This is a genomic window from Pseudomonas sp. Pse79 (assembly GCF_024519615.1).
GTDB classification, from domain to species: Bacteria; Pseudomonadota; Gammaproteobacteria; order Pseudomonadales; family Pseudomonadaceae; genus Aquipseudomonas; species Aquipseudomonas veronii.
Genome location: NZ_JALJRR010000019.1, coordinates 38930 through 61757 on the forward strand (window position 1 = coordinate 38930; position 22828 = coordinate 61757).

At 63.1% G+C, this 22828-nt stretch carries 23 protein-coding genes; 13 read left to right on the forward strand and 10 right to left on the reverse strand.

Annotated features, from left to right (window positions below):
- Positions 1 to 63 precede the first annotated feature (63 nt).
- From NR164_RS21835 to NR164_RS21845, 3 genes are read left to right on the forward strand one after another with little or no spacing between them, the layout of a single operon-like run.
- The gene (locus NR164_RS21835) at positions 64 to 1245 is read left to right on the forward strand and encodes an amino acid ABC transporter permease (RefSeq protein ID WP_079442895.1); all 1182 of its coding nucleotides are present in this window, start codon (positions 64 to 66) and stop codon (positions 1243 to 1245) included.
- A gap of 10 nt (positions 1246 to 1255) precedes the next feature.
- Positions 1256 to 2353 (forward strand): amino acid ABC transporter permease, encoded by a 1098-nt coding sequence (locus tag NR164_RS21840; protein WP_017848652.1) that lies wholly within the window; start codon positions 1256 to 1258, stop codon positions 2351 to 2353.
- An 11-nt stretch (positions 2354 to 2364) separates the two neighbouring features.
- The gene (locus tag NR164_RS21845) at positions 2365 to 3129 is read left to right on the forward strand and encodes an amino acid ABC transporter ATP-binding protein (protein WP_003171943.1); all 765 of its coding nucleotides are present in this window, start codon (positions 2365 to 2367) and stop codon (positions 3127 to 3129) included.
- Between the two features lie 64 nt (positions 3130 to 3193).
- Here the strand turns inward: NR164_RS21845 and NR164_RS21850 are convergent, their stop codons facing one another.
- Both NR164_RS21850 and NR164_RS21855 read right to left on the reverse strand, forming a co-directional pair.
- Positions 3194 to 3682: a type II toxin-antitoxin system MqsA family antitoxin gene (locus NR164_RS21850; protein ID WP_046384619.1), complete on the reverse strand. Its 489-nt coding sequence runs from the start codon at positions 3680 to 3682 to the stop codon at positions 3194 to 3196.
- Positions 3679 to 3990 carry a type II toxin-antitoxin system MqsR family toxin gene (locus NR164_RS21855; RefSeq protein ID WP_046384618.1) on the reverse strand — a complete coding sequence of 104 codons (312 nt, stop codon included), beginning with the start codon at positions 3988 to 3990 and terminating at the stop codon, positions 3679 to 3681. The genes NR164_RS21850 and NR164_RS21855 overlap by 4 nt, the downstream gene beginning before the upstream one ends.
- Before the next feature lie 159 nt (positions 3991 to 4149).
- Here NR164_RS21855 and NR164_RS21860 point away from each other — a divergent pair, with 159 nt between their 5' ends.
- Positions 4150 to 4809, forward strand: a complete 660-nt coding sequence (locus tag NR164_RS21860; RefSeq protein ID WP_017848655.1) for a FadR/GntR family transcriptional regulator — start codon at positions 4150 to 4152, stop codon at positions 4807 to 4809.
- Positions 4799 to 6064, forward strand: a complete 1266-nt coding sequence (locus tag NR164_RS21865; protein ID WP_057004287.1) for a CynX/NimT family MFS transporter — start codon at positions 4799 to 4801, stop codon at positions 6062 to 6064. Before NR164_RS21860 ends, NR164_RS21865 begins: the two co-directional genes overlap by 11 nt.
- On the opposite strand, the gene NR164_RS21870 is transcribed toward NR164_RS21865, so the two are convergent.
- The 8 genes from NR164_RS21870 to NR164_RS21905 form a co-directional block, all read right to left on the reverse strand.
- Positions 6061 to 6702, reverse strand: a complete 642-nt coding sequence (locus NR164_RS21870; RefSeq protein ID WP_017848657.1) for a DUF1120 domain-containing protein — start codon at positions 6700 to 6702, stop codon at positions 6061 to 6063. The two genes, NR164_RS21865 and NR164_RS21870, sit on opposite strands and share 4 nt — an antisense overlap.
- A 17-nt stretch (positions 6703 to 6719) precedes the next feature.
- Positions 6720 to 7844, reverse strand: coding sequence for a DUF1120 domain-containing protein (locus NR164_RS21875; protein WP_256823253.1), 1125 nt, complete (start codon positions 7842 to 7844; stop codon positions 6720 to 6722).
- A gap of 10 nt (positions 7845 to 7854) precedes the next feature.
- A complete protein-coding gene (locus NR164_RS21880) occupies positions 7855 to 10293 on the reverse strand; it encodes a fimbria/pilus outer membrane usher protein (RefSeq protein WP_256823254.1) in 2439 nt (812 codons plus the stop codon).
- Between the two features lie 124 nt (positions 10294 to 10417).
- Positions 10418 to 11146 carry a fimbria/pilus chaperone family protein gene (locus NR164_RS21885; protein WP_046384613.1) on the reverse strand — a complete coding sequence of 243 codons (729 nt, stop codon included), beginning with the start codon at positions 11144 to 11146 and terminating at the stop codon, positions 10418 to 10420.
- Positions 11147 to 11225: 79 nt separating this feature from the next.
- Complete coding sequence (locus tag NR164_RS21890; protein WP_017848661.1) at positions 11226 to 11852, reverse strand: DUF1120 domain-containing protein; 627 nt, start codon at positions 11850 to 11852, stop codon at positions 11226 to 11228.
- Positions 11853 to 11908: 56 nt separating this feature from the next.
- Entirely contained in the window at positions 11909 to 12535 is a 627-nt protein-coding gene (locus tag NR164_RS21895; protein WP_017848662.1) for a DUF1120 domain-containing protein, read from the reverse strand.
- 64 nt (positions 12536 to 12599) lie between these two features.
- Positions 12600 to 13220 (reverse strand): DUF1120 domain-containing protein, encoded by a 621-nt coding sequence (locus tag NR164_RS21900; protein WP_079442901.1) that lies wholly within the window; start codon positions 13218 to 13220, stop codon positions 12600 to 12602.
- A 44-nt stretch (positions 13221 to 13264) separates the two neighbouring features.
- The gene (locus NR164_RS21905) at positions 13265 to 13894 is read right to left on the reverse strand and encodes a DUF1120 domain-containing protein (protein ID WP_017848664.1); all 630 of its coding nucleotides are present in this window, start codon (positions 13892 to 13894) and stop codon (positions 13265 to 13267) included.
- Between the two features lie 414 nt (positions 13895 to 14308).
- Here NR164_RS21905 and NR164_RS21910 point away from each other — a divergent pair, with 414 nt between their 5' ends.
- The 8 genes from NR164_RS21910 (at position 14309) to dacB (ending at position 22828) form a co-directional block, all read left to right on the forward strand.
- Positions 14309 to 15136: a response regulator gene (locus NR164_RS21910; RefSeq protein WP_082107800.1), complete on the forward strand. Its 828-nt coding sequence runs from the start codon at positions 14309 to 14311 to the stop codon at positions 15134 to 15136.
- Positions 15137 to 15317: 181 nt separating this feature from the next.
- Positions 15318 to 15953 (forward strand): response regulator transcription factor, encoded by a 636-nt coding sequence (locus tag NR164_RS21915; protein ID WP_026140231.1) that lies wholly within the window; start codon positions 15318 to 15320, stop codon positions 15951 to 15953.
- Positions 15954 to 16180: 227 nt separating this feature from the next.
- Entirely contained in the window at positions 16181 to 16819 is a 639-nt protein-coding gene (locus tag NR164_RS21920; RefSeq protein WP_256350905.1) for a DUF1120 domain-containing protein, read from the forward strand.
- Between the two features lie 100 nt (positions 16820 to 16919).
- On the forward strand, positions 16920 to 17390 hold the full coding sequence (locus tag NR164_RS21925; RefSeq protein ID WP_046385353.1) for a nuclear transport factor 2 family protein: 471 nt from the start codon (positions 16920 to 16922) through the stop codon (positions 17388 to 17390).
- Positions 17391 to 17426: 36 nt separating this feature from the next.
- Positions 17427 to 17702, forward strand: coding sequence for a GIY-YIG nuclease family protein (locus NR164_RS21930; protein WP_177031853.1), 276 nt, complete (start codon positions 17427 to 17429; stop codon positions 17700 to 17702).
- Positions 17703 to 17778: 76 nt separating this feature from the next.
- Entirely contained in the window at positions 17779 to 18714 is a 936-nt protein-coding gene (locus NR164_RS21935; protein ID WP_017848670.1) for a glutathione S-transferase family protein, read from the forward strand.
- Positions 18715 to 18825: 111 nt separating this feature from the next.
- A complete protein-coding gene (locus NR164_RS21940) occupies positions 18826 to 21240 on the forward strand; it encodes a TonB-dependent receptor (RefSeq protein ID WP_256823255.1) in 2415 nt (804 codons plus the stop codon).
- A 130-nt stretch (positions 21241 to 21370) separates the two neighbouring features.
- Positions 21371 to 22828 carry a D-alanyl-D-alanine carboxypeptidase/D-alanyl-D-alanine-endopeptidase gene (gene dacB / locus NR164_RS21945; RefSeq protein WP_256823256.1) on the forward strand — a complete coding sequence of 486 codons (1458 nt, stop codon included), beginning with the start codon at positions 21371 to 21373 and terminating at the stop codon, positions 22826 to 22828.

Below are 22828 nucleotides of genomic sequence, written 5' to 3' on the forward strand. Positions count from 1 at the left end.
GTTCTATCACCCGGTGGGCCAACCGCCGGGTGATGTTCTGTTCCATTCTTTCCGGGGCACTTCATGCAAAATAAAATCGGCGCACCAAAGCAGAAGCTCAGCTTCAGCGATCCCAAAGTGCGTGCGTGGCTCTTCCAGATCATCACGATTGTGGCGGTGGTCTCGCTGGGCTGGTACCTCTTCAACAATACCCAGACCAACCTTCAACACCGGGGCATTACCTCGGGCTTCGACTTTCTTGAGCGCAGTGCCGGCTTCGGCATCGCGCAGCACCTGATCGACTACACCGAATCGGACAGCTATGCCCGGGTGTTTGTGATCGGGCTGCTCAATACCTTGCTGGTGACCGTGATCGGCGTGGTCCTGGCGACCCTGCTCGGGTTCATCATCGGCGTGGCCCGCTTGTCGCCCAACTGGATGATCAACAAGCTGGCGACGGTGTACGTGGAAGTGTTCCGCAACATCCCGCCGTTGCTGCAAATCCTGTTCTGGTACTTCGCGGTGTTCCTGACCATGCCGGGGCCGCGCAACAGCCATAACTTCGGCGACACGTTCTTCGTCAGCAGCCGTGGCCTGAACATGCCGGCCGCGCTGGCCGCCGACGGGTTCTGGCCGTTCGTGGTCAGCGTGGTCGTGGCCATCGTGGCCGTCGTGCTGATGACCCGCTGGGCCAACAAGCGCTTTGAAGCGACCGGTGTTCCCTTCCACAAGTTCTGGGCGGGTCTGGCGCTGTTCATCGTGATCCCGGCATTGTGCGCCTTGGTCTTCGGCGCGCCGTTGCACTGGGAAATGCCCAAGCTGCAAGGCTTCAACTTCGTCGGCGGCTGGGTGCTGATCCCTGAACTGTTGGCGCTGACCCTGGCGCTGACCGTGTACACCGCGGCGTTTATCGCCGAGATCGTGCGCTCGGGCATCAAGTCCGTCAGCCACGGCCAGACCGAAGCCGCACGCTCCCTGGGCCTGCGCCCCGGGCCGACGCTGCGCAAGGTCATCATCCCGCAAGCCCTGCGGGTGATCATTCCGCCGCTGACCAGCCAATACCTGAACCTGGCGAAAAACTCGTCGTTGGCCGCCGGTATCGGTTACCCGGAAATGGTTTCGCTGTTTGCCGGCACGGTGCTCAACCAGACCGGCCAGGCCATCGAAGTCATTGCCATCACCATGAGCGTGTACCTGGCGATCAGCATCAGCATTTCCCTGCTGATGAACTGGTACAACAAGCGCATTGCGCTGATCGAGCGGTGAGGAAACGAGCATGAGTTCGCATACGTTCAAACCTGATATGCCACCGCCGAGCAAAGTCTTCGGGCCGATGGCATGGATGCGCGCCAACCTGTTTTCCAGCTGGCTCAACACCCTGCTGACCTTGTTGGCGTTTTACCTGATCTACCTGGTCGTGCCGCCGATCCTGCACTGGGCCATCCTCGACGCCAACTGGGTCGGCACCACTCGCGCCGACTGCACCAAAGAAGGCGCCTGCTGGGTGTTTATCCAACAGCGCTTCGGGCAGTTCATGTACGGCTACTACCCCGGCGACCTGCGCTGGCGCGTAGACCTGACCGTGTGGTTGGCCATCGTGGGCGTGGCGCCGTTGTTCATCTCGCGTTTTCCACGCAAGGCGATCTACGGCCTGGGCTTTCTGGTGTTGTACCCGATCATTGCCTTCTTCCTGTTGCGCGGCGGCATTTTCGGCCTGACCAGCGTGGCCACCAGCCAATGGGGCGGCCTGATGCTGACCCTGGTCATCGCCACCGTCGGCATCGCCGGTGCCTTGCCGCTGGGGATTGTGCTGGCGCTGGGGCGGCGTTCGAACATGCCGGCGATTCGTGTGGTCTGCGTGACCTTCATCGAATTCTGGCGCGGCGTGCCGTTGATCACGGTGCTGTTCATGTCCTCGGTGATGCTGCCGTTGTTCCTGCCCGAAGGCATGGGCATCGACAAGCTGCTGCGGGCGTTGATCGGCGTGATCCTGTTCCAGTCGGCCTACGTGGCGGAAGTGGTGCGCGGTGGCTTGCAGGCGATTCCCAAAGGTCAGTACGAAGCGGCCGCGGCGATGGGCCTGGGTTACTGGCGCAGCATGGGCCTGGTGATTCTGCCGCAAGCCCTGAAGATGGTGATCCCCGGCATCGTCAACACGTTTATCGCGCTGTTCAAGGACACCAGCCTGGTGATCATCATCGGTTTGTTCGACCTGCTCAACAGCGTCAAGCAAGCCGCCGCCGACCCGAAATGGTTGGGCATGGCCACTGAAGGCTACGTGTTCGCCGCCCTGGTGTTCTGGATTTTCTGTTTTGGTATGTCGCGCTATTCCATTCATTTGGAACATAAGCTCGACACAGGCCACAAGCGTTAGGAGTTGATGTTATGAGCGAAGCGATCAAACAGCCTGTGAGCCCTGAAGGCATTATCCAGATGCAGGGCGTGAACAAGTGGTACGGCCAGTTCCACGTATTGAAAGACATCAACCTCAACGTCAAGCAGGGCGAGCGTATCGTGCTGTGCGGCCCGTCGGGTTCGGGCAAGTCCACCACCATCCGCTGCCTCAACCGCCTGGAAGAACACCAGCAGGGCCGCATCGTGGTCGATGGCGTGGAGCTGACCAACGACCTCAAGCAGATCGAAGCGATCCGCCGCGAAGTCGGCATGGTGTTCCAGCACTTCAACCTGTTCCCGCACCTGACCATCCTGCAGAACTGCACGCTGGCACCGATGTGGGTGCGCAAGATGCCCAAGCGCAAGGCCGAAGAAATCGCCATGCACTACCTGGAGCGCGTGCGTATCCCGGAGCAGGCCCACAAGTTTCCGGGGCAACTCTCCGGCGGCCAGCAACAGCGCGTGGCGATTGCCCGGGCGCTGTGCATGAAACCGAAAATCATGCTGTTCGACGAACCGACCTCGGCCCTCGACCCGGAAATGGTCAAGGAAGTGCTCGACACCATGATCGGCCTGGCCGAAGACGGCATGACCATGTTGTGCGTGACCCACGAAATGGGCTTCGCCCGTACCGTGGCCAACCGCGTGATCTTCATGGACAAGGGCGAGATCGTGGAACAGGCGGCGCCGAATGACTTCTTCGACAACCCGCAGAATGACCGGACCAAGTTGTTCTTGAGCCAGATTCTGCATTGATCGATGGTTGATGCTTGAAGCGATAAACCCGGCACCAGGCCGGGTTTATTTTTGCCTGCTGTTTTTACGCGGACGCTTGAGTTGCAAGCTGCGCATCTTTTGCGATCAGCAGATGATTCAGGTCTTCGCCGGCATTGAGTGCCTCTATTTCGGCCAATAGATGCGGATGTTTATCCAGTAGACGCATCAATGTGAGCAGTGGCGCGGGCGGAAAGATCTCAGCCCTTTCGTAGCGGGAAAATGCGTTATGGCCGCGGCCGGTCAATAGCCTCACCGCGTCTTTCTGCGTCAGATGCAATTTGCGGCGAATTCGTTTCATTTCGGCGGCGATGATTGTCCTGGCATCCATTAACAACTTATCGCTGGCATCGGAATAACGCTCTGCGCTATCGGTGTCCGAATCGAACTCGACCTCGTGACAGGCCTGGCATTCCCAGCCTGCAATATCAGGGATATCCCGGATCATGCCGCGTGTGTTGATCGTGAAGTTGCGACCTTCGAAATGCTGCATTGCGTCATGGGTTCCGCAGCTCACGCATTGTTGGGTTTTCATAAGGTTTTCTCCTTGAAGGAGATTACGGGAGGACCACCACCTGGGCGGTAAGTCACTTTGATGTAAATCTCCGTAGCGTAAATCTTGATCAGATAGACGTCCTGCCACACACGGTGGTCTGAATAGGTCGTCATTGACTTGCACAACATTCGATTCTCAAGGGCGCAGACCGCGAGTCGCATCTGGCCGATGTTCAACTCAAGTTGTCGAGCCGCCTCCCGCGCGCTTGCGGTGAATGCTCTGCTACCCAACCTGATGACATCCGCCTTTATCACCGCCAAATCGTAATGAGGTGTGTACTTTTCCATAAGACACCTAAGGCTGAAATTACCCTTTAAGGGTAATTTTAACAATCGAAAATACTGCTCCGTTTCCCTGCCTGAAAACCCTAGTGCGTTGCCTTTGTAGGCAAGTCCGAATAGGCTGTAGGTAAATTCATCCTATGATTGGACGAAAGCGCAAACCTCATGACAGACATCTCCCCGCTGATCAAACGCTCCCTGGTCGACCAAGCCCTCGAGCAGCTGCGCCAGCGCATCACCCAAGGCACGTGGGCCATCGGCGAGCGCCTGCCCACCGAGCCTGAGCTGGCGGCGGAACTGGGCATCAGCCGCAATACCGTGCGCGAGGCCATGCGGGTGCTGGCATTCTCTGGATTGATCGAGGTCCGCCAGGGCGACGGCAGTTACCTGCGTTCGATGACGGACCCGCTGGGCGCCATGCGCGCGTTATCCCATTGCAGCCTGGAACAGGCGCAGGAGACGCGGCAGATCCTGGAAGTGGAGGCCATCGGTCTGGCCGTCCTGCGTCGCACCGAGCAAGACCTGCACCGGTTGCGCGAGGCGCTTGATGCCAGCGCCGCGCTGTATCACGGTGAGTTGGAGGCCTACATCAGCGCCGATCTGGTATTCCACCAACGGCTGGTGGACGCGGCGCACAACCCGGCGTTGAGCGAGTTGTACCGGTACTTTTCCAGCATCATCGGCGCGCAACTGCGCCAGACCCTGAACATCTCGCCGCGTCGCCAGGCGGTGTTCGACCTGCACACCGCCCTGCTTGATGCCGTAGCGCAGCAAGACCCGGAGCGCGCCAAATCCCTTTGCCGGCAGTTGATCAATGAACCCTGACGCCCCACGCATGCCTGAGTTGGAAGAATTGCTGATCGACGCCGAGGCCGACGACGATGCAGTCCAGCACAGCCCCCCGCCGACGAGCCGGCCATGGCTGTTGCTGCTGGGCCTGGTGCTGGTGGCGCTGAACCTGCGCCCGGCGCTGTCGAGCCTGTCGCCGCTGCTCAGTGAGGTCTCGGCCAGCCTGGGCTTGTCGGCGGCCAGGGCCGGTCTGCTGACCACCTTGCCGGTGCTGTGCCTGGGCCTGTTCGCGCCGCTGGCGCCGCTCCTCGCTCGGCGCTTCGGCGCCGAGCGGGTGGTGCTGGGGATCTTGTTGACGCTGGCCGGCGGTATTCTGCTGCGCAGTGCGTTCGGTGAGGTCGGGTTGTTTGTTGGCAGCCTGATCGCCGGGGCCAGCATCGGCATCATCGGCGTGTTGTTGCCCGGTATCGTCAAGCGCGACTTCGCCAGGCAGGCTGGCGCGATGACCGGGGTCTACACCATGGCGCTGTGCCTGGGCGCGGCGTTGGCGGCGGGGGCCTCGGTGCCCTTGAGCGACTCCTTCGGCAACCGTTGGAGCATCGGGTTGGGCTTCTGGATGGTGCCGGCGTTGCTGGCCGCGCTGTGCTGGTTGCCGCAAATCGGGCAGAAGCATGGCGCGCATCGCGTCGCCTACCGGGTGAAGGGCTTGCTGCGCGATCCGCTGGCCTGGCAAGTGACCTTGTACATGGGCCTGCAATCGTCCCTGGCCTACATCGTGTTCGGCTGGGTGCCGTCGATCCTCATCGACCGCGGCCTGAGCGCCACCGATGCCGGGCTGGCGCTGTCCGGTTCGATCATCGTGCAACTGCTCAGCGCCCTCACCGCGCCTTGGCTGGCCACGCGCGGCAAGGACCAGCGCCTGGCCATCGTGGTGGTGATGCTGCTGACCCTCGGCGGGCTGATGGGCTGCCTGTATGCGCCCCTTGACGGGCTGTGGGGCTGGGCGATTCTGCTGGGTCTGGGGCAGGGCGGTACGTTCAGCCTGGCGCTGACCTTGATCGTGCTGCGCTCGCGGGATGCCCACGTGGCCGCCAACCTGTCGAGCATGGCCCAGGGCTTCGGTTACACCCTGGCGTCCCTGGGCCCGCTCGCGGTGGGCCTGATTCACGATTGGACCGGCGGCTGGGCCGCCACCGGCTGGGTCTTCGCGGTGATCGGCCTGGGCGCCATCGTCGCCGGCCTCGGTGCGGGGCGCGCGCGGTACGTCGAGGTCAGCAGCGAGAAAGTCTAGAGGTACTCCACCTCCAGCGTCGCCGAACCGTCCATGAGGATGTCGGTACTCAGGTCCAGATTCTGTTTGGCGTTGATCACCGTCTCCAGGCTCAGCGTGCTGGTCAGGTTCTGGATCGCCATGGGGCCGGCGGTGCTGCCCGCGGTGTCGGTGAAGCCCAGCAGGCTCTTGGCGCCGATATTGATCGGGTTGCGGTTGGCCGCGCGCCAGGCCACGCCGCCGGTGGTGGACTCGGTGCCGTGGACCTCGGCCACGCCACCCACCACGGTCTGCTGCGGATCGAACGTCAGCGAGTACACGCCGATCTTGTTCGCGCTGTTGTCCAGGCCCAACCCGTAATAAATCTCGCTGTTGACGTGGGCCGAGCCGTCGCGGTTGTCGTGCATGCGCAAGGCATAACGCACCGGGCCGTTGCAGATCACCGTCAGGTTCAGGGACTTGACCGGCAGCCGCGTGCCGGTCGTGAGGTTGAGGTCTTGCTGGGCGATCTTGCCGAAATCCACCACGCCGTTGGCCGACAGGCTTGGCGCGCAGGACACCGGGATGATCCGGCCGTTGACGTTCAGGTCGACGGGGGCGGCGGCCTGCGCCGGTTGGCTGAACAACAGGGGCACGAGGATCAGGTAGCGAGCAATCATGGGAGGCTCCGAGGGGCTTAGAAGTAGGTGATTTCCAGGGTCGCCGAACCGTCGAGCCGCACTTCGCTGCGCAGGTCCAGGCTGTCGAGCGGCGCGATGAAGGCTTTCAGGCTGAGTAATGCGCTGAGGTTTTGCAGGGCATTCGGGCCTTCGGTGCTACCGGCCGTGGCGGTAAACCCGAGGAGGCTGCGCGCGCCCAAGGGGATCGCGCTGGCGCTGGCGCTGCTCCAGGCGGCGCTGCCCGTGGTCGAGTCGGTGCGATACAGCTGGGACAGGTTGTCGGCGCTGGCCCGGGCGGGGTCGACCAGCAGGTAATAACGGCCGACTTTCTGCCCGCGTGCATCCAGGCCCAGGCCGTAGGCGGTTTCATCGATGCCGCCGGTGGCTGAGCCGGCGCGGTTGTCGTGCATGACCAGGGCAAACGGAGTCGGGCCGTCACAGCTGACCGTGAGGCTCAGCGCGCGGGCGGGCAGGGCGGTGTCTTTGTCGCGGTGCAAGTCGCTGACCGACAACTTGCCGAAGTCCACCGTGCCGTTGTTGGTCAGGGTGGGCGTGCAGGCCGTCGGTGCGAAGCGCGCTTGCAGCTGCAATTCCCGTGAACGCCCGGAGGTGGGCGCGTCCACCTGCGCCGAGGCTTCCCAGGTTTCGGCATCGCGCACGCGGATCGCTTCGTCCCGCGCCCACGCACTCACCTGCAGTTGCGCGGCAAAACTGCGCCCGGTGGCGGGCTGGCCGTCGTGCAGCGGGACGATGCCGTGGTCGGCGCGCCACGCCAGGCTCGTGCCGATTTGCGCGGGCGCCTGGCCTGGGCCGGCGAGCAAGCCGAGTTGCACCGCGTGGCCATCGAGCACCGCGTCATGCACTTGCACGCGGTAACTGCCGCCGTCGCCCAAGCGCAAGCGCTCGGTGCCGGCAGCCAGGGCGCGGTAGAACAGGCTCATGTCAGCCGGTTGCGGGCAGTTCAAGGTCAAGGACAGGCGCCGTTCGCCGAGCAGGTGTTCCGCTGCCGGTGCTGACGCGACGGCGCGGTTCATCAGGCCAAAATCCAGGCGCGATTCGCTCAGGTCCAGGCGGCAGTCGTTCTCGGCCAGGGCCGTGCCGGCGAACAGCAGCAGGGCTGCCAGGCTGTGTTGAAGCTTCATATTGGGGTCCTCAAGGTCGCTGGCAGCGGGCCGGTGCGGTTTCGAAATACACGTGGGGGTCGGCCTTGGCCGGCAGTTCAAAGCGCAAGTGGCAGCGCGGCTGGTCAGGGGCCTTGATCCATAGCGGGCGGGTGTCGAGCACGTCGGGCAAGAACACTTGGTTGCCTTCCTGGACCAGGGTGATGAACTCGCCGTCCTCCGTGGTCACGGTCGAGCCGCGTGGCATCGGGGTGTCCAGGGTCAGCAGCGCACGCCGGGTGAGCGACACGCCGAACTCGATGCGGTCCACCGCGCCGCGGCCTGCCGATACCACCGCAAGCCCGTTGTGGATGTCGGCATTGCGCGGCAGCGAACGGGTGTGGACTTCCAGCGGGCTGCGCCCGTAGGCGCTGAGCTGAGGCGCCACGGCCTGGCCTTGCCAGTCGGTCCACACCGGGCCGCTGGGGGTGTTGACCTTGATCCCGGGCATGTCGCCCACCGCCAGCACGGCAAAGGTGTCGCGCACCGGGTAGGGCGAGAACGTCAACCCGTCGGCGTGCAGCACCATCCCGCCGCGTGCGCCGCCCTGGTAGCTGGAGCGTTCGGCGTCAGCGCGCGTGTAGTTGAAGTCCAACTGGCTGTAGAACGGCAGGGCCGACACGCCCAGGGACGATTCGACTTCGCGGTCGCGGGTGTCATGTTCGACGCCGACGCGATACGCCAAGTGGTCGTTGATCTGCTCGTTGAGCCCCATCCCGGTGCGGTGCTCGCCGCCGGAATTGCGCACCCAGGCGCGGCCACGACGGCTTTCGCCGAGGGGCAGGCTGACCGTCAGGTACAGGCTGTCGTCGTTGTAACGACGCCCGCCCATGTGCCATTCGGCGGTGGTGGAAATCGACATACCGGCGACCTGCGTACCCCAGGAGGCGAGGGCGCGGCTGCTGCTGTCGCCCTGGAACGAGGACGAACGGGAAACCCCCGCGCTGAAGGCGCCCAGCCACGGGTGCGACCATGAGCTGGTGGCGCTCTGCTGGTCGCGGTAACGCGCGCGTTGCTGCTCGCGGGTGTCGGCGATGTAGGTTGATTCGGTGAGGTCGCGGTAGCCCTGGGTGCGCCAGGAATTGGCTGCCGTGAAGGCCCAGCGCTCACTGAGTTTGTGCGACCACGACAGGTCGGTCTGCACCCCGCGTTCCTGGGTGCGCCGCGAGGCTTCGGAGGCGACCACGGCCACTTGCACCTGACTGTCCGGCAGCGGCAACAGGCCCAGGCTCAGGCCCGCCGAGCGATAATCCGCGGCCGCCAACAGCCCGCTGCCGAAGCTGAGCTGCGGATGCGGCGCGGCGCTCCAGCCGGCGCTCAGCACCCAGGGTTCGGCGCCCGGGCCGTCGCCGATATTGCGCACCCGCCCGGCCGCCACCGAGTAGCCGGGCGCGGGCAGCCCCAGGCCGAGCATGGCGGCGGGCACGGTAAAGCGCCGTTCCTCGCCGGTGCTTTCCTTGACGGTGACTTCGACGTCGGAGCGCCCGTTGAGGCGCGGTACATTGCTCAAGCTGAACGGGCCGGCGGGCACCACTGTGGAGTGAATCAACGCGCCGTTCTGGCGCACTTCCACCTGCGCCGGGCCGTTGGCGATGCCGTTGATGGTCGCGCCCTGGTTCTGATCCTGCAGGGCCTGTTCGGTGAGCACCTGCACGCCGGTGATTGGCGCACCCGCGAGCACCGGGTTGTAGAGGTTGATCTGCCCGACCTGCAACACCGCCTGGTGGCTGGCGAAGGTGCGCTGGGCGTAGGCGTCCAGATGGGTGGTGCTTGAGCGGCTGTCCTGCCAGGTCTGTACCTGGCGGCTGCGCACGATCCAGTCGCCGGCATTGAAGCCGACCTCGGTATTGGCCGAGCCAAAGCGGCTGGAATCATCGCGGTAATGGTTGTACAGGCCGCTCACGTCGTAGTTGAGCAGCGCCGCGAAACCGCCGGTCTGATAGCCGGAAATGTCCTGGGTGAGCGGGCGCAGCGCCTGGGTGGGCACCACCAGGTTCAGGCTCAGGTTGGCTGGGTCGTGCTCGACCACGGTCTGTGGGTATTGCTCGAGAAAGGCATAACAACTGCTTTCTTCTGCCGGGCCCGAAGACGGTGTCACCAACTGCGCGGCGTCCAGCAGCGGCGGGTCGAAGCATGTGGCGCCGTGCTGATCCACGCTGACATCGACGCGCCCGCGCCGCTGGCCGTTGACCGTCAGGTTGAGCGCATGGCGCCCCTGGGTAAAACGCGGGGTCTGCATCAGCAGGCTGGCGAGTTCGGGATCGATGCCGCGCTGGAGCAGGGTCTGTGGATCAAACGAACCTGTCGACGACTGCTCTGCCCATGCCAGGTTCGTCAGCAACCCCTGACTGAGCGTCAGCACCAGTAATGCCAGGCGCGGTGAAACGCCGGGCACGGCTTTGCCGTCACGGTAATGGATGACTGTGTTCACACAAATGCACTCGGATGATGGAAGTACCCGGCGTGATTCCCTATCGCGTCAGGTCTTCCCGGTGGCCTTCAGTGGGTGGCCACTTCGTGATAGTGGCGCCGTCGTGTCCCTGGGCGCCGTTGCATCACAGGCTTATGGGCGCGTCGTGGGGCGCGACCGCAAAGCCATACACCGTGGCCGGTTGCAGGCGCACGCTGGTGGCGCCGGCGCCGGCGCCGGCGCCGCTGGCGGTGACGGTCAGCGTTTCACCGGGCAGCACATAGGTGCGCGGCAGCATCGCCGAAGCATTGCCGGGCAGCAGTTGCAGCTCCTGGGCCAGGCGCACCACATACGGGGACGGGTTGTGGACGCTGAGCTGGTCGGCTTTCAAGGTCCATTGCAGGCCCAGCCACGGCGTGCGATTCGGCGCCAGCCCCTTGGGATGAATGATCACCGGCAGGTTCTGCCGCACGGTCACGCCCACTTGCGCGCGCCCGAGCTGGGCCGGGTCGCGCTGGGCGGGCATGCCCTCGAAAATCACCCGTTTGAGGCGCTGGGTTTGCAGCGGCGCCTGGGTTTGCAGGATGAAGCGCACCAACTGGCTCTTGGACGCCTCGACGCGGGTCAGGGGTGGAGTCACGAACAGCAGCGTGTCGCTGTCCTCGGGGATGTTTTCGAGGGTGACGTGCAGCAAGGCCATTTTGGTGTCGGTGTTGGTGACCGAGACCGTGGCCTCGCCATCGGCCTCGTTGACGATCACCACCGAGGTGTCCGGGACCATGCCGTCGGCACGCGCGACGGTTGCACCGAGTACGGCCAGTGCCACGCAGCAGAGACGCGGCAGCCAGCGCCAAACGGAAAAAAACGAGTTCATAACAGGGCTCTTCTATACAGGGCGCTTCAAATGGGCCGACATGCGCGCGGTGGGTGACCGGGGCGCCGACGGCACGGTGTCAGAGGTAACGCAGGTCCAGCGTGATCGAGCCATCGAGGGGCACCTCTTCGTGGAGCGTCAAGGTGTTGGCCGGGCTGATCGAGGTGTCGACCCGCAGGGACGCCACCAATTGCCGGATCGGCGCGGGCAGCGTATCGCCGGCCCGGGCAAAGCCCATCAACAGACGCGGGTACATGTTAGGTTCGGGCTTCCAGCTAGCCCCCTGGTCGGATGAGGTCAGGGTTTGCATCGGCTGCGAATCGCCTACCGGGCCGCGCAACGACAGGCTGACCGACCCGAGGCGTTCGTCGGGGGCATGGGGGTTCATGCCCAGCCCATAAAAATAATCCGGCGCCAGCGATGACTCGCGCTTGTTGTCGATGCCCACCAGGGCGAACAACACCAGGCCTTCGCAACTGATGCTCAAGCCCATCTGCTGGTTCGGCAGCACGGTGAACTCACTCGGATGCAACGTCGTCGCCAGGATCTTGTCGTGGTCGACAAGGCCGTTGTCCGACAGCGATACGCTGCACGCGCTGGGGGTGATTCGCCCGTTGACGTCCAACTCCACGCTCGAGAGCGCGAAGGCCAAGGGCGCTGCCGCCAACAGAAGGGTGAGGGCCGGCAAGCGAGTAAGCAGGTTCATGGCTTGAGTTACCTGGTGTTGAACGGGTGGTACGGGCATCGGGCAAGGCGGTGGCGTTACAGGTAGAGGACTTCGACCGTGACCGAACCGTCGATCACCGTGTCTTCGGTAATCGTCAGACCCTGGGCCGGCAGGATGAATGGCTTGACCGAGAGCGCCACCTGCGTGTTCTGGGCCGGCACAGGCACCCGCGGTGCGCCGATCTCTTGGATCGAGATCCATCGATTGGTCTGCCATCCCGTGTCTGCCCCATAAGAGTTCCAGGTGGCGCCGTTGTCCGCCGACTGGATAAGCCTGACGGAGTTGCTATCGGCGACGCCCTGGTCGAGGAACATGACGTAGCCGCCAATACGCTGACCGGCACTGGTCTTACCGATGCCATATTCGATGATGCTGTTTGCCGAGTCGGTGCGGTTGTCGGTGGCCGTCAGGGCAAACAGGGTCGAGGCTTCGCAGTCGATGCCCATCTGCAGGGTGACCGGGGTGAGTTGGGTCCGGGTGTCCAGGTTAAGGTCCTTGACCGAGACTCGGCCGACGTCGATGGTCTCGGCCGACAGGCTCGGCATGCACGCCGAGGGCACAATCAGGCCCTTGACGGTCAGGTCAACGGTGGAGGCGGCGAGCACCGGGAAAGCGCAGCCGATCAGTACGCCGGTAACGCTGGTACGCAGTAGCTTTTTCATGACGGGTGAAGCTCCAGGGATGGATAGGAATACAGGGGGTCCAGGGGGACAGGGGGTTACGCTGTTACAGGTACTTCATCTCAAGGGTCGCGTGCCCGTCGACGAGGACTTCGTCGGTGAGGGTCAGGCCATCGGCGCGGGCAATTCGGGTGTAGAGCACAATGTCTGCGTCGAAGATCGTCACGGCCATTGGCTGAGTGGGGTTGTCCATTGCGGCAACCGCGAGCAGGTTGAGGTGGCCCAACTGCGTACCGGGGGTCCACGTGGTACCGCCATCCAGCGACACGATGGTTCGCACGGCCATGGTGTCCGCCATGGGGTTGCTCAAACTCAGCGAAACGCTGCCCAGTTTCTCGTCGTTGGGGGTCGTGCCCAGGCCGTGGTGGTTGGGGATCACCGATGTGCCGTGGCGGTTGTCGATGGTGGTCATGGCGAAGAGCGTCGAGCCTTCGCACCGCACGTTCAGGTGCAGGGTGTTGCGCGGCAGCAACGTGTCTCGGTCTTGGTTGAGGTCGCGCACGGTCACCTTTCCGTGGTCGATGGTGCCGCCTTCAGCCAAGCCCGGCGTGCAGGCTTTGGGCGTAATTACGCCGCTCACGCTCAGCTCGGCCTGGCTGCTGGCTAAAGCGCTGGGCACGTTCGCCAGCAGCAGACTCGCCAACAATGCGGGGAAATATTTATCCATGAAATGAACAACCTCTCTGGGCAATGCCCTGCGTGGATGATGAGTTACAGGTACTTGACCTCGATCGTGGCGGAGCCGTCGATCAGCACTTCGTTGCTCAAGTCCAGGCTGTTGGCGGCGGCGATCTGGGTGTCGATCACCAGCTCGCTGATCACGTTCTTGATCGGGATCGGCTTGGGATCCTGACCGTTCGACCTGTCGCCAAACGCCGCCATGTACGGGTTTTGCCAAACCACATCGTCAATGGCTTGCCAGCTCACGCCATCCAATGACTCGATGGGCTCGACGGCGACGTTGTCGGCCACCGGATTTCTCAGGGAGAGCCAGAACGTGCCGATTTTCTGCAGGTTGTTGATCAGGCCCAGGCCGTAGCCGAAACCGTAGATTGACGACCCGGCGCGGTTGTCGGTGGTGCGCAACGCAAACAGGGTTGCGGCCTCGCAGTCCACATTGAGTTGCAGCCTGGCGGTGGGCAGGCTGGTCGGGCTGTCGAGGTTGAGGTCTTTTACCGAGACCTTACCGTGATCCACCACACCACTGGCGGACAACGTCGGTGTACAGGCGCTTGGGGTAATCACGCCTTTGACGGTCAATTCCACGGTACTGGCGGCGAAGGTCATACCGCTGCCGACAAGGGCGATGACGGCGGTGAATGCGGCTAAGGGCTTTTTCATGTGATCGAGCTTCCGATGCAAAGCTGATTGCCGAGGGGCAAGGGGGGACCCGTCGGTAACTAGGTGGCGACCGCCTGGAGTGGCCGGTCGCGTCCCGCTCTGGGGATGCCGGGCAATCTATCGGGGGGAGGGCGTCGGGCAAATACAACAAATACGACAATGGGCGGATGTCGCACACGCCCAATCGACTTGTCGGAACTCGTTTTTTTGTGTGTAGGAAATATAAGGGTTTCGTAGTTGTTGTATCGCGCAGGCGGCCTAATTCAAATAGCGTTCCGGCCGATACATCTTCACAGCACATTCGAACAGCCAGGCGTGTTGCGTGCCGTACCCGGTACCTATGTCGGCGGATGTTCTGTCGGCCATTGAGGTTGCCGATCCCCGCGCCGTGCGCTTATTGAATTTGAGGTAGTCATGTCATCAGGCCCTATCCCAGGCGACCGAGCAGGGGATGACCTGGCCGCACAGCCGGCGTCAACCCGGCATTGGCGTGAGCTCAAGGTGTTGTTGGTAGACGATCATCCCGCGTATTGCCTGCTGATGGGCGCGATGCTGGAGCGGTTGGGGCTGGCATTTGCAGTGTGCGCGCACGGCCAGGCTGCCCTGGCGATTCTGGACGTCAGCCGCGCCGACCTGATTTTCAGCGACTGCCAAATGCCGGTGATGGATGGCTATGCCATGACCCGTGAGCTGCGCCGCCGCGAACTGCGCGACGGCGCGGAGCGCGTGCCGGTCATCGCGTTCACCGGCAAGCTGGGCGCGCGCGAAATCCAGCAGTGCCAGGCTGCGGGCGTGGATGCCTGGCTGGCCAAACCGGTGACCTTTCAACAACTGCGCCAAGTCCTCGGCGACTGGCTGCCCGGCCCGCGTATCAGCGAGACCGCGCAGCCGGTCACGGCGGTGGAGGGGCGCTGGCCGAGTCGCGGCCGGTTGGGGCAACTGTTCGGCTGCAGCGAGGCGCTGCCCGGTATCCTGGCGAGCCTGGTGTATGAGGCCGAGCTCGATCTGCATGCGCTGGCCCAGGCCACCGACGGCCTGCAAGCGCAGGCCACGGTCGAGCATTTGCACCGCTTGATCGGCAGCGTGGCGTTCTTCGGCGCCACACCGCTGGAAATGCGCGGTCATCAGTTGATCGAGGCGATCAACCGCGACGGCGTGGCCATGCACCTTCAGCGCTTGCTCGCCTTGCGCAGCGACTTGATGGGGTATCTGAAATATTTGTCGCTGTTAGGAAAAGGATGACAGCTAAGACCGATGGCTTCTGTAGGTCTTCAGAGTGGGCAATTTCCTTTTTTTCTGTGGGGTAAAATTCTGCTCCCAGGGATTGCTGGGCTATCTGCCATTACGGCGTTTGGGGGCGGTTGTTGCCGATCCGATCCGGGAGTATTTTGCGCGGATTCAAGTTGCCATCATGGTGGTGCTCATGCTTCGCGTAATTATTGCTGACGATCATCCCATCGTGCGTATCGGGCAGAAAGTGGTGATAGAAGCCAATGGCCGGTGCAAAGTTGTCGCCGAGGCCGACGGCCCGGATCAGTTGCTGGCGCTGGTGGACAGCACCCCGTGCGATATCCTGGTGACGGACTTCGCCATGCCGGGTAACCAGCAAGCCGACGGCTATGGCTTGCTCGGCCTGATGCGGCGCCGGCACCCGGACTTGCCGGTGATTCTGGTGACCATGTTTGCCAATGTCGCCACGTTGCGCGAATCGTTTGCCCAGGGCGCGCGGGCGATCCTGGCCAAAAGCGCGTCGGCCCGCGAACTGCCCCTGGCGATTGCCGCCGTCAGTGAAGGGCGCACCTTCGTCAGCGAATGTTTGCGTGCACAACTGGCGGAGGCCGGGACGGGCAATCAGCAAGCCGTGCCGCAGTTGTCCGGCAAAGAGCGCGAAGTGGTGCGGATGCTCGCCAGCGGCATGACCGTCAGCCAGATCGCGGCGCGGGTCAACCGCAGCATCTCGACCATCAGCAAGCAGAAAAGCACCGCGATGACCCGGCTGTGCATCTCCACCGATGTGGATTTGTTCGCTTATGCGCGTGCGGCGGGCATGGTGCCGTAGAAAGTTGCAGTTTCATGACGGTGCTAGAGTGAGTCAGGCAGTGGCTGAGTATCGTATTACTTGTATTAAGTTTGAATGAGTTATCCCTTAACTTGTGATGGCTGTCCTGGCATTGTTTGGTCGGGGCATACACTTCATTCTAATAGTTTTGTCTTGCTGGCGAGTTAAAGTAAGCGCGTCTGTGCGCTTGCCTGGCTCATCAAGTAATGACCGAAAGTGAGCCTATTATGCAACCGTCCCGTGTACTTGTTGCCGCCGCGTTTTTGCTGGCCGGTGTTTCTAATGTAATGGCCGCATCCAGTGTGGATATCAGCGTGGTCGGTACTATCATTCCGTCGGCCTGTACGCCAACTTTATCTGATGCCGGTACGGTGGATTATGGGAAGATCTCGATCAACGATTTTCCTAGACTGGGGGAGATGGTACTGCCAGCGGCGACGATAAACTTGGAGGTTACTTGTGACGCGCCGACTTTGATGGCAGTCAGGAGTCTGGACAATCGAGCCGGAACTGCGGCTGTTCAATCACCGTCACATGACCCGCTCACCGTGTATGGTTTGGGCTTGGCAAGTGGTGGGCAAAAGATCGGCAGGTACGAACTTAAGATGAACGATGTGACAGCCGACGAACAACCGAGAGCCGTGATTGAGTCCATCGATAAAGAGACGTGGTTTGCTGCCGATAACGCAACGTGGCAACCACGTTGGCTGCGCACCGTGAGTAACGGTAATATAATTCCCGTGGCAGTGACGACCCTTAAGACAGACCTGATGTTGAGTACAGTCCTCGCGCCCAAAGACTCTCTGCCGGGTGAGGAAGAAATCCAGATAGACGGCAGCGCCACTTTGGACGTTATCTACCTTTAACCCCGCCAGGCATCACTTATTCTCGTGACGAATAACCATGGCTTTCCCGTGTTACGAGGATTATCGTTCAGCACCCCTGACCATCGTGCGAATGTTGCCCATGAGTGATGCCCACAACGTCCTGATCACCGAGTTCTATACGGCCTTCCAACATCTGGATGCCGAAGCCATGGCCGCCTGCTACACCGACGACGTGGTGTTCAGCGACCCGGCGTTCGGCGAGCTGCGCGGGCGCGATGCCGGGGATATGTGGCGCATGCTCACCACGCGGGCCAAGGACTTTTCCCTGACCTTCGACCACGTGCGCAGTGATGACAGTACTGGCAGCGCCCATTGGGTGGCAACGTACCTGTTCAGCGCGACCGGCAACACGGTGGTCAACGACATTGGCGCGCGCTTCGTGTTTCGCGACGGCAAGATCTGCGAACACCACGACCACTTCGACCTGTGGCGCTGGTCGCGCCAGGCCCTGGGCCTCAAGGGGCTGCTGCTGGGCTGGTCGCCCGCGCTGAAAAACGCCGTGCGCGCCCAGGCGCTCAAAGGCCTGAGGGCATTTCAGGCCAGTCGTTGATAAGATTGGCGCTCCTCTGGTTTGCCGAATCGACCCGTGACTGATCTTCCTGAACCCAAGCCCTGGTTCGTGTACCTGGTGCGTGCCGCCAACGGCTCGCTGTATTGCGGCATCAGCAATGATCCGCTGCGCCGGTTTGCCTCCCATCAAAGCGGCAAGGGCGCGCGGTTCTTCCTCTCCAGCCCCGCCATCGCGCTGGTGTACACCGAGCAGTGTGCGAGCAAGGGCGAGGCGCTGCGCCAGGAACGCTTGATCAAGAAATTGAAGAAGAGCGCCAAAGAATGCCTGGCGGCGAGTGGCTCATTGACCTGATTGATGGGGGCCTATTTCACCCACGCGTGATTTTGCAGGCTAAGCTGAATGCTCATTTAATTGAGCGGAGCCTGGCATGTCTGAGTTGATCCTGCACCACTACCCGCAATCCCCTTTCGCGGAAAAAGCCCGCCTGCTCCTGGGCTTCAAGGGCTTGTCCTGGCGCTCGGTGCTGATCTCGCCGGTGATGCCCAAGCCTGACCTGATCGCCCTCACCGGCGGCTATCGCAAGACTCCGGTGCTGCAGATCGGCGCCGACATCTACTGTGACACAGCACTGATCGCGCACCGCCTGGAACAGGAAAAAGCCGGGCCGGCGCTGTTTCCCCAAGGCCTCGAACTGGTCGCCCAGGGGTTCGCCGCCTGGGCCGATTCGGTTGTGTTCGCCCATGCCGTGGCCTTGGTATTCCAGCCCGAATCCCTGGCGGCCAAGTTCGCCAAAGTGCCGCCCGAAATGCTCAAAGTGCTGGTGGCCGATCGTGCCAAGCTGTTCAGCGGCGGCACCGCAGCCCGTCTGCATCTGGAGCAGGCCAAGCATCAATGGCCGGCGATCATCAGCCGCATCGACCAGCAATTGCAGCATCAAGAGGGAGATTTTCTGTTCGGTGAGCCTTCGATTGCCGACTTTGCCCTGGCCCATCCGCTGTGGTTCCTCAAAGGCTCGGTGGTGACCGCGCCGTTGGTTGACGCACATCCCGCCGTTGCCACCTGGCTCGACCGGGTGCTGAGCTTTGGCCATGGCACCGCCACCGAGATGAGCACCGAGCAAGCCCTTGACGTAGCGCGTCACGCCACCCCGGCGGCGTTGCCCGCTGAAGTGTTCGAGGACTTGAATGGCTTCACGGCCGGCCAGCAGGTGAGCATTGCGGCCACCGACTACGGCACCGACCCGGTGCTCGGTGAGTTGTTGTTTGCCGGCCGCGAAGAACTGATCCTGCGCCGTACCGACGAACGCGGCGGCACCGTGCATGTTCACTTCCCGCGCCTGGGTTTTTGCATTCAGGCGCAATAAAACCGGATTATTTTCAACCGGAGGTGAGGTAAACCCGACGCCCATCCGTGTAGTGCTTGAAACTGCGATCTATTCGCATTAACAGCGTTTTCTACACGGGTGCTCACAAGCATGAAATCGACGGCGGGCGGTTGGGTTAAACAGTGGCTGGGAGCCTCGGTCTTGACGGTATCGGGGCTGGCACTGCTGCCCCTGAGTGTGGCGCAGGCGCAGGAACAACAAAGTGCCCAGTTCAACTTTGCCCTGGCGGCCAAGCCGCTGCCCCAGGCGCTCAGTGATTTCAGCCGGGTCACCGGGCTCAGTGTGATCTACACCGACGAAGCCCCCTACGGCCTCAATGCCCCGGCCGTCAGCGGCCCGATGAGCGCGACCCAGGCCTTGCAACGCCTGTTGGGCGGCTCCGGTTTTACCTTCCGCCAGATCGACGCCCGCACCCTGGCCCTGGAGCCCGTGCCCAGCGACGGCGCGCTGAACCTGGGCGCCACCACCATCAGCGCGGTCGCCGAACCCGCCGACAGCACCAGCTACCAGCCGCCACCCACCAGCTCGGTCATGCGTTCCCGTGGCCTGCTGCTGGAGACCCCGCAAACCGTCAACGTAGTGCCCGCCCAAGTGCTGCGTGATCAACAACCGCGCAACCTGGATGACGCCCTGGCCAATATCAGCGGCATCACCCAGGCCAACACCCTCGGCAGCACCCAGGATGCGGTGATGCTGCGCGGCTTTGGCGACAACCGTAACGGTTCGATCATGCAGGACGGCATGCCCGTGGTGCAGGGCCGGGCGCTGAACGCTACGGCCGAACGGGTTGAAGTGCTCAAGGGCCCGTCGTCGCTGCTGTATGGCATCCAGGACCCAGGCGGCGTGGTCAATATCGTCAGCAAAAAGCCGCAGTTGCTGCAGTCCACCTCCTTGACTGTCCGTGGCTCCACCTTCGGCAACGGCAAGAACGGCAGCGGCGGCAACCTCGACACCACGGGGCCCATCGGCGACAGCGGGCTGGCGTATCGCCTGATCGTCGACCACGAGGACGAAGATTACTGGCGCAACTACGGCACTCACCGCGAGAGCCTGATCGCGCCATCCCTGGCCTGGTATGGCGACACCACCCAGGTGGTGTTCGCTTACGAACACCGCGAGTTTCTCTCGCCGTTCGACCGCGGCACCGCCATCGACCCCAAGACCAATCACCCGTTGGACATCCCCGCCACCCGGCGCCTGGATGAGCCGTTCAACAACATGGAAGGCCGCTCCGACCTGTATCGCTTGGAGGCCGATCACGACCTGAACGACGACTGGAAGGCGCACGTCGGCTACAGCTGGAACCGCGAAACCTATGACGCCAGCCAGGTGCGCGTCGCCTCGGTGAATGCCGACGGCACCTTGACTCGCAGCATGGACGGTACGCGTGGCGCACTGACCACCGACCGCTTCGCCACGGCCAGCCTGGAAGGCAAGGTCAAGCTGGGCGGCATGCAGCATGACCTGGTGTTCGGCCTCGACGATGAGTACCGCAAGATCTATCGCGCCGAACTGATCCGCCAGGCGCAGCGCAGTGCCTTCAGCTACGTCAATCCGGTGTATGGCAACGATGTGCAAGGCACCACGGTGAGCGCCAAGGACAGCGCGCAGACCGACTTGCTGCGCAGTGACTCACTGTTCTTCCAGGATGCGATTCACCTGACCGACCAGTGGATTCTGGTGGGCGGCGCGCGCTATCAGATGTACGACCAATACGCCGGCAAAGGCGTGCCGTTCAAGGCCAATACCGACGGCAATGGCCAGAAATGGGTGCCGCGTGCCGGCCTGGTGTACCGCTACACCGACGAACTGTCGTTTTACGGCAGCTACACCGAGTCGTTCAAACCCAACTCGACCATTGCCGCGCTGAACGATGGCAGCGTGCTTCAGGGCGACCTGCAGCCGGAGCAATCCAAGGCCTGGGAGCTGGGGACCAAGCTCGACATACCGGGGCGCATCACCGCCAGCGCGGCGCTGTTCGATATCACCAAGCGCAACGTGCTGGTGTCCGTCGGCTCCGGTGTCGACACGGTCTACAGCGTGGCCGGCGAAGTGCGCTCCCGTGGCCTGGAACTGGATGCCAGCGGCCAGCTCAGCGAGCGCTGGAGCCTGATCGGCAGCTATGCCTACACCGATGCCGAAGTCACCAAAGACCCGGCGCTGCAAGGCAAGCGCCTGCAGAACGTGGCCAAGCACACCGGTTCGTTGTCGGCGGTGTATGACATCGGCAGCTTGATCGGCGGGGATGATCTGCGCGTCGGTGCTGGCGCGCGTTACGTCGGCCAGCGCGAAGGCGATGCGAATAACAGCTTCAATCTGCCGGGTTATACCGTGGCCGATGTGTTCGCCTCCTACAACACCAAAATCGACGGGCAGAAGGTCAAGTTCCAGCTCAACGTGAAGAACCTGTTCGATCGCACCTACTACACCTCGGCGGCCAGCCGGGTGTTTGTGTCGATGGGGGATGCGCGGCAGGTGTCGGTGTCCAGCACGCTGGAGTTCTGAGCCGGCGGCGAGGGCAGTGGTCGAGCCTGTCAGGGGCGCTTCGCCCTCCAGCGCGAGCACGCTCTCTCGCCACAAACGGCATGAGCTGTTAGCGTTGCCGCCACTGACGGCTTTGCGGAAAACGGTACTGATGCGGTTTGCACGAGGGTTACACACCAGCGCGATGCTGGTCGGCTTGAGCGTTTTATTGGGGGGCTGCGCCAGCGTTGCGCCGACCGCCGGCCCTTCAACCCTGGACCGCCTGTTGGCCGACCCGGCCCTCAATGGCGCCACGGTTTCACTCGTGGTGCGCGACGCCCGCAGCGGCAACACGCTCTATCAACACAACCCGCGCACGCGGCTGGTGCCGGCCTCCAACCTCAAGCTGCTGACCACCGCGGCGGCGATGGACGTGCTGGGCCCGCAGTATCGGTTTTCCACCCAACTGCTGAGCAACGGCGCGCAGCAAGGCGAGCGCCTGAACGGCAACCTGTACCTGCGCGGCCTGGGCGACCCGACCACGCAGTTCGCCGATTACCAGGCACTCGCCGCGCAACTGGCGAGCCAAGGCGTGCGTCAGGTGCAGGGCGACCTGGTGTTCGACGACAGCTGGTTCGATGCGCAGCGCCTCGGCGTGGATTGGGCTCAGGACGATGAAAGCACCTACTACGGCGCGCAGATTTCGGCGCTGACCGTGTCACCCAATTCTGATTTTGATGCGGGCACCTTGATGGTCACCGCCACCGCGCCCATGAGCCCCGGCCAGCCGGTCAGTGTGGCGATCAGCCCGGCCACCGATTACGTGCAACTGAGCAACCGCGCGGTGAGCGGCCCCGGCAACAGCTATGGGATCACGCGCCAGCACGGCACCAACCTGCTGCAACTCACGGGCGCGCTGGCGCCGGGTAAGCACAGTCGGCAATGGGTGAGTGTGTGGGAACCGACGCAACTGGTGGCCAATCTGTTTGAACAGGCATTGGCGCAGCAGGGCATCCAGGTGCTGGGCCAGCGAGTGATCGGGGGCAGCAGTCCGGCGACGGCGCGGCTGCTGGCGGAGCATCAATCGGCCCCGTTGCAGGAACTGATCACGCCGCTGCTCAAACTTTCGAACAACAACATGTCCGAAGCCTTGCTCAAGGCCATGGGCCGCCAGACCGCGAACGTCGGAACCGCGCAGGCGGGCGTGGCGGCGGTGGCGGCCTTCATGCGGCGCCAGGGGTTGGACCCGGCGAGCCTGAATCAGGTGGACGGTTCGGGGTTGTCGCGGCGCAATCTGGTGTCGGCGCAGACGCTCACCGACCTGCTGCTGGCGACGTCCAGGCAACCCTGGTTCGACGCGTGGTACAACGCCTTGCCGATTGCCGGCAACCCCGCGCGCATGAGCGGCGGCAGCCTGCGTTATCGCCTGCGCGGCACGCTGGCGCAAGACAACCTGCATGCCAAGACCGGCTCCATGGGCGGCGTGTCGTCATTGAGCGGTTACCTCACCGACGCCCACGGGCGGCGCCTGGTGTTTTCGATGATCAGCAACAACTACCTGAGCGACGCCGCACCGGTCCGCGCTCTGGAGAACCGCCTGGCGGTCGCCCTGACGCAATGGCACGATTGA

Coding starts and splice junctions, on each gene's coding strand:
- NR164_RS21915 (WP_026140231.1), top strand. CDS start 15,318: ATGCTTCGCGTAATTATTGCTGACGATCATCCCATCGTGCGTATCGGG.
- NR164_RS21850 (WP_046384619.1), bottom strand. CDS start 3,682: ATGAAAACCCAACAATGCGTGAGCTGCGGAACCCATGACGCAATGCAG.
- NR164_RS21905 (WP_017848664.1), bottom strand. CDS start 13,894: ATGAAAAAGCCCTTAGCCGCATTCACCGCCGTCATCGCCCTTGTCGGC.
- NR164_RS21910 (WP_082107800.1), top strand. CDS start 14,309: ATGTCATCAGGCCCTATCCCAGGCGACCGAGCAGGGGATGACCTGGCC.
- NR164_RS21835 (WP_079442895.1), top strand. CDS start 64: ATGCAAAATAAAATCGGCGCACCAAAGCAGAAGCTCAGCTTCAGCGAT.
- NR164_RS21870 (WP_017848657.1), bottom strand. CDS start 6,702: ATGATTGCTCGCTACCTGATCCTCGTGCCCCTGTTGTTCAGCCAACCG.
- NR164_RS21840 (WP_017848652.1), top strand. CDS start 1,256: ATGAGTTCGCATACGTTCAAACCTGATATGCCACCGCCGAGCAAAGTC.
- NR164_RS21865 (WP_057004287.1), top strand. CDS start 4,799: ATGAACCCTGACGCCCCACGCATGCCTGAGTTGGAAGAATTGCTGATC.
- NR164_RS21875 (WP_256823253.1), bottom strand. CDS start 7,844: ATGAAGCTTCAACACAGCCTGGCAGCCCTGCTGCTGTTCGCCGGCACG.
- NR164_RS21925 (WP_046385353.1), top strand. CDS start 16,920: ATGAGTGATGCCCACAACGTCCTGATCACCGAGTTCTATACGGCCTTC.
- NR164_RS21895 (WP_017848662.1), bottom strand. CDS start 12,535: ATGAAAAAGCTACTGCGTACCAGCGTTACCGGCGTACTGATCGGCTGC.
- NR164_RS21900 (WP_079442901.1), bottom strand. CDS start 13,220: ATGGATAAATATTTCCCCGCATTGTTGGCGAGTCTGCTGCTGGCGAAC.
- NR164_RS21920 (WP_256350905.1), top strand. CDS start 16,181: ATGCAACCGTCCCGTGTACTTGTTGCCGCCGCGTTTTTGCTGGCCGGT.
- NR164_RS21845 (WP_003171943.1), top strand. CDS start 2,365: ATGAGCGAAGCGATCAAACAGCCTGTGAGCCCTGAAGGCATTATCCAG.
- NR164_RS21885 (WP_046384613.1), bottom strand. CDS start 11,146: ATGAACTCGTTTTTTTCCGTTTGGCGCTGGCTGCCGCGTCTCTGCTGC.
- NR164_RS21860 (WP_017848655.1), top strand. CDS start 4,150: ATGACAGACATCTCCCCGCTGATCAAACGCTCCCTGGTCGACCAAGCC.
- NR164_RS21855 (WP_046384618.1), bottom strand. CDS start 3,990: ATGGAAAAGTACACACCTCATTACGATTTGGCGGTGATAAAGGCGGAT.
- dacB (WP_256823256.1), top strand. CDS start 21,371: ATGCGGTTTGCACGAGGGTTACACACCAGCGCGATGCTGGTCGGCTTG.
- NR164_RS21890 (WP_017848661.1), bottom strand. CDS start 11,852: ATGAACCTGCTTACTCGCTTGCCGGCCCTCACCCTTCTGTTGGCGGCA.
- NR164_RS21935 (WP_017848670.1), top strand. CDS start 17,779: ATGTCTGAGTTGATCCTGCACCACTACCCGCAATCCCCTTTCGCGGAA.
- NR164_RS21940 (WP_256823255.1), top strand. CDS start 18,826: ATGAAATCGACGGCGGGCGGTTGGGTTAAACAGTGGCTGGGAGCCTCG.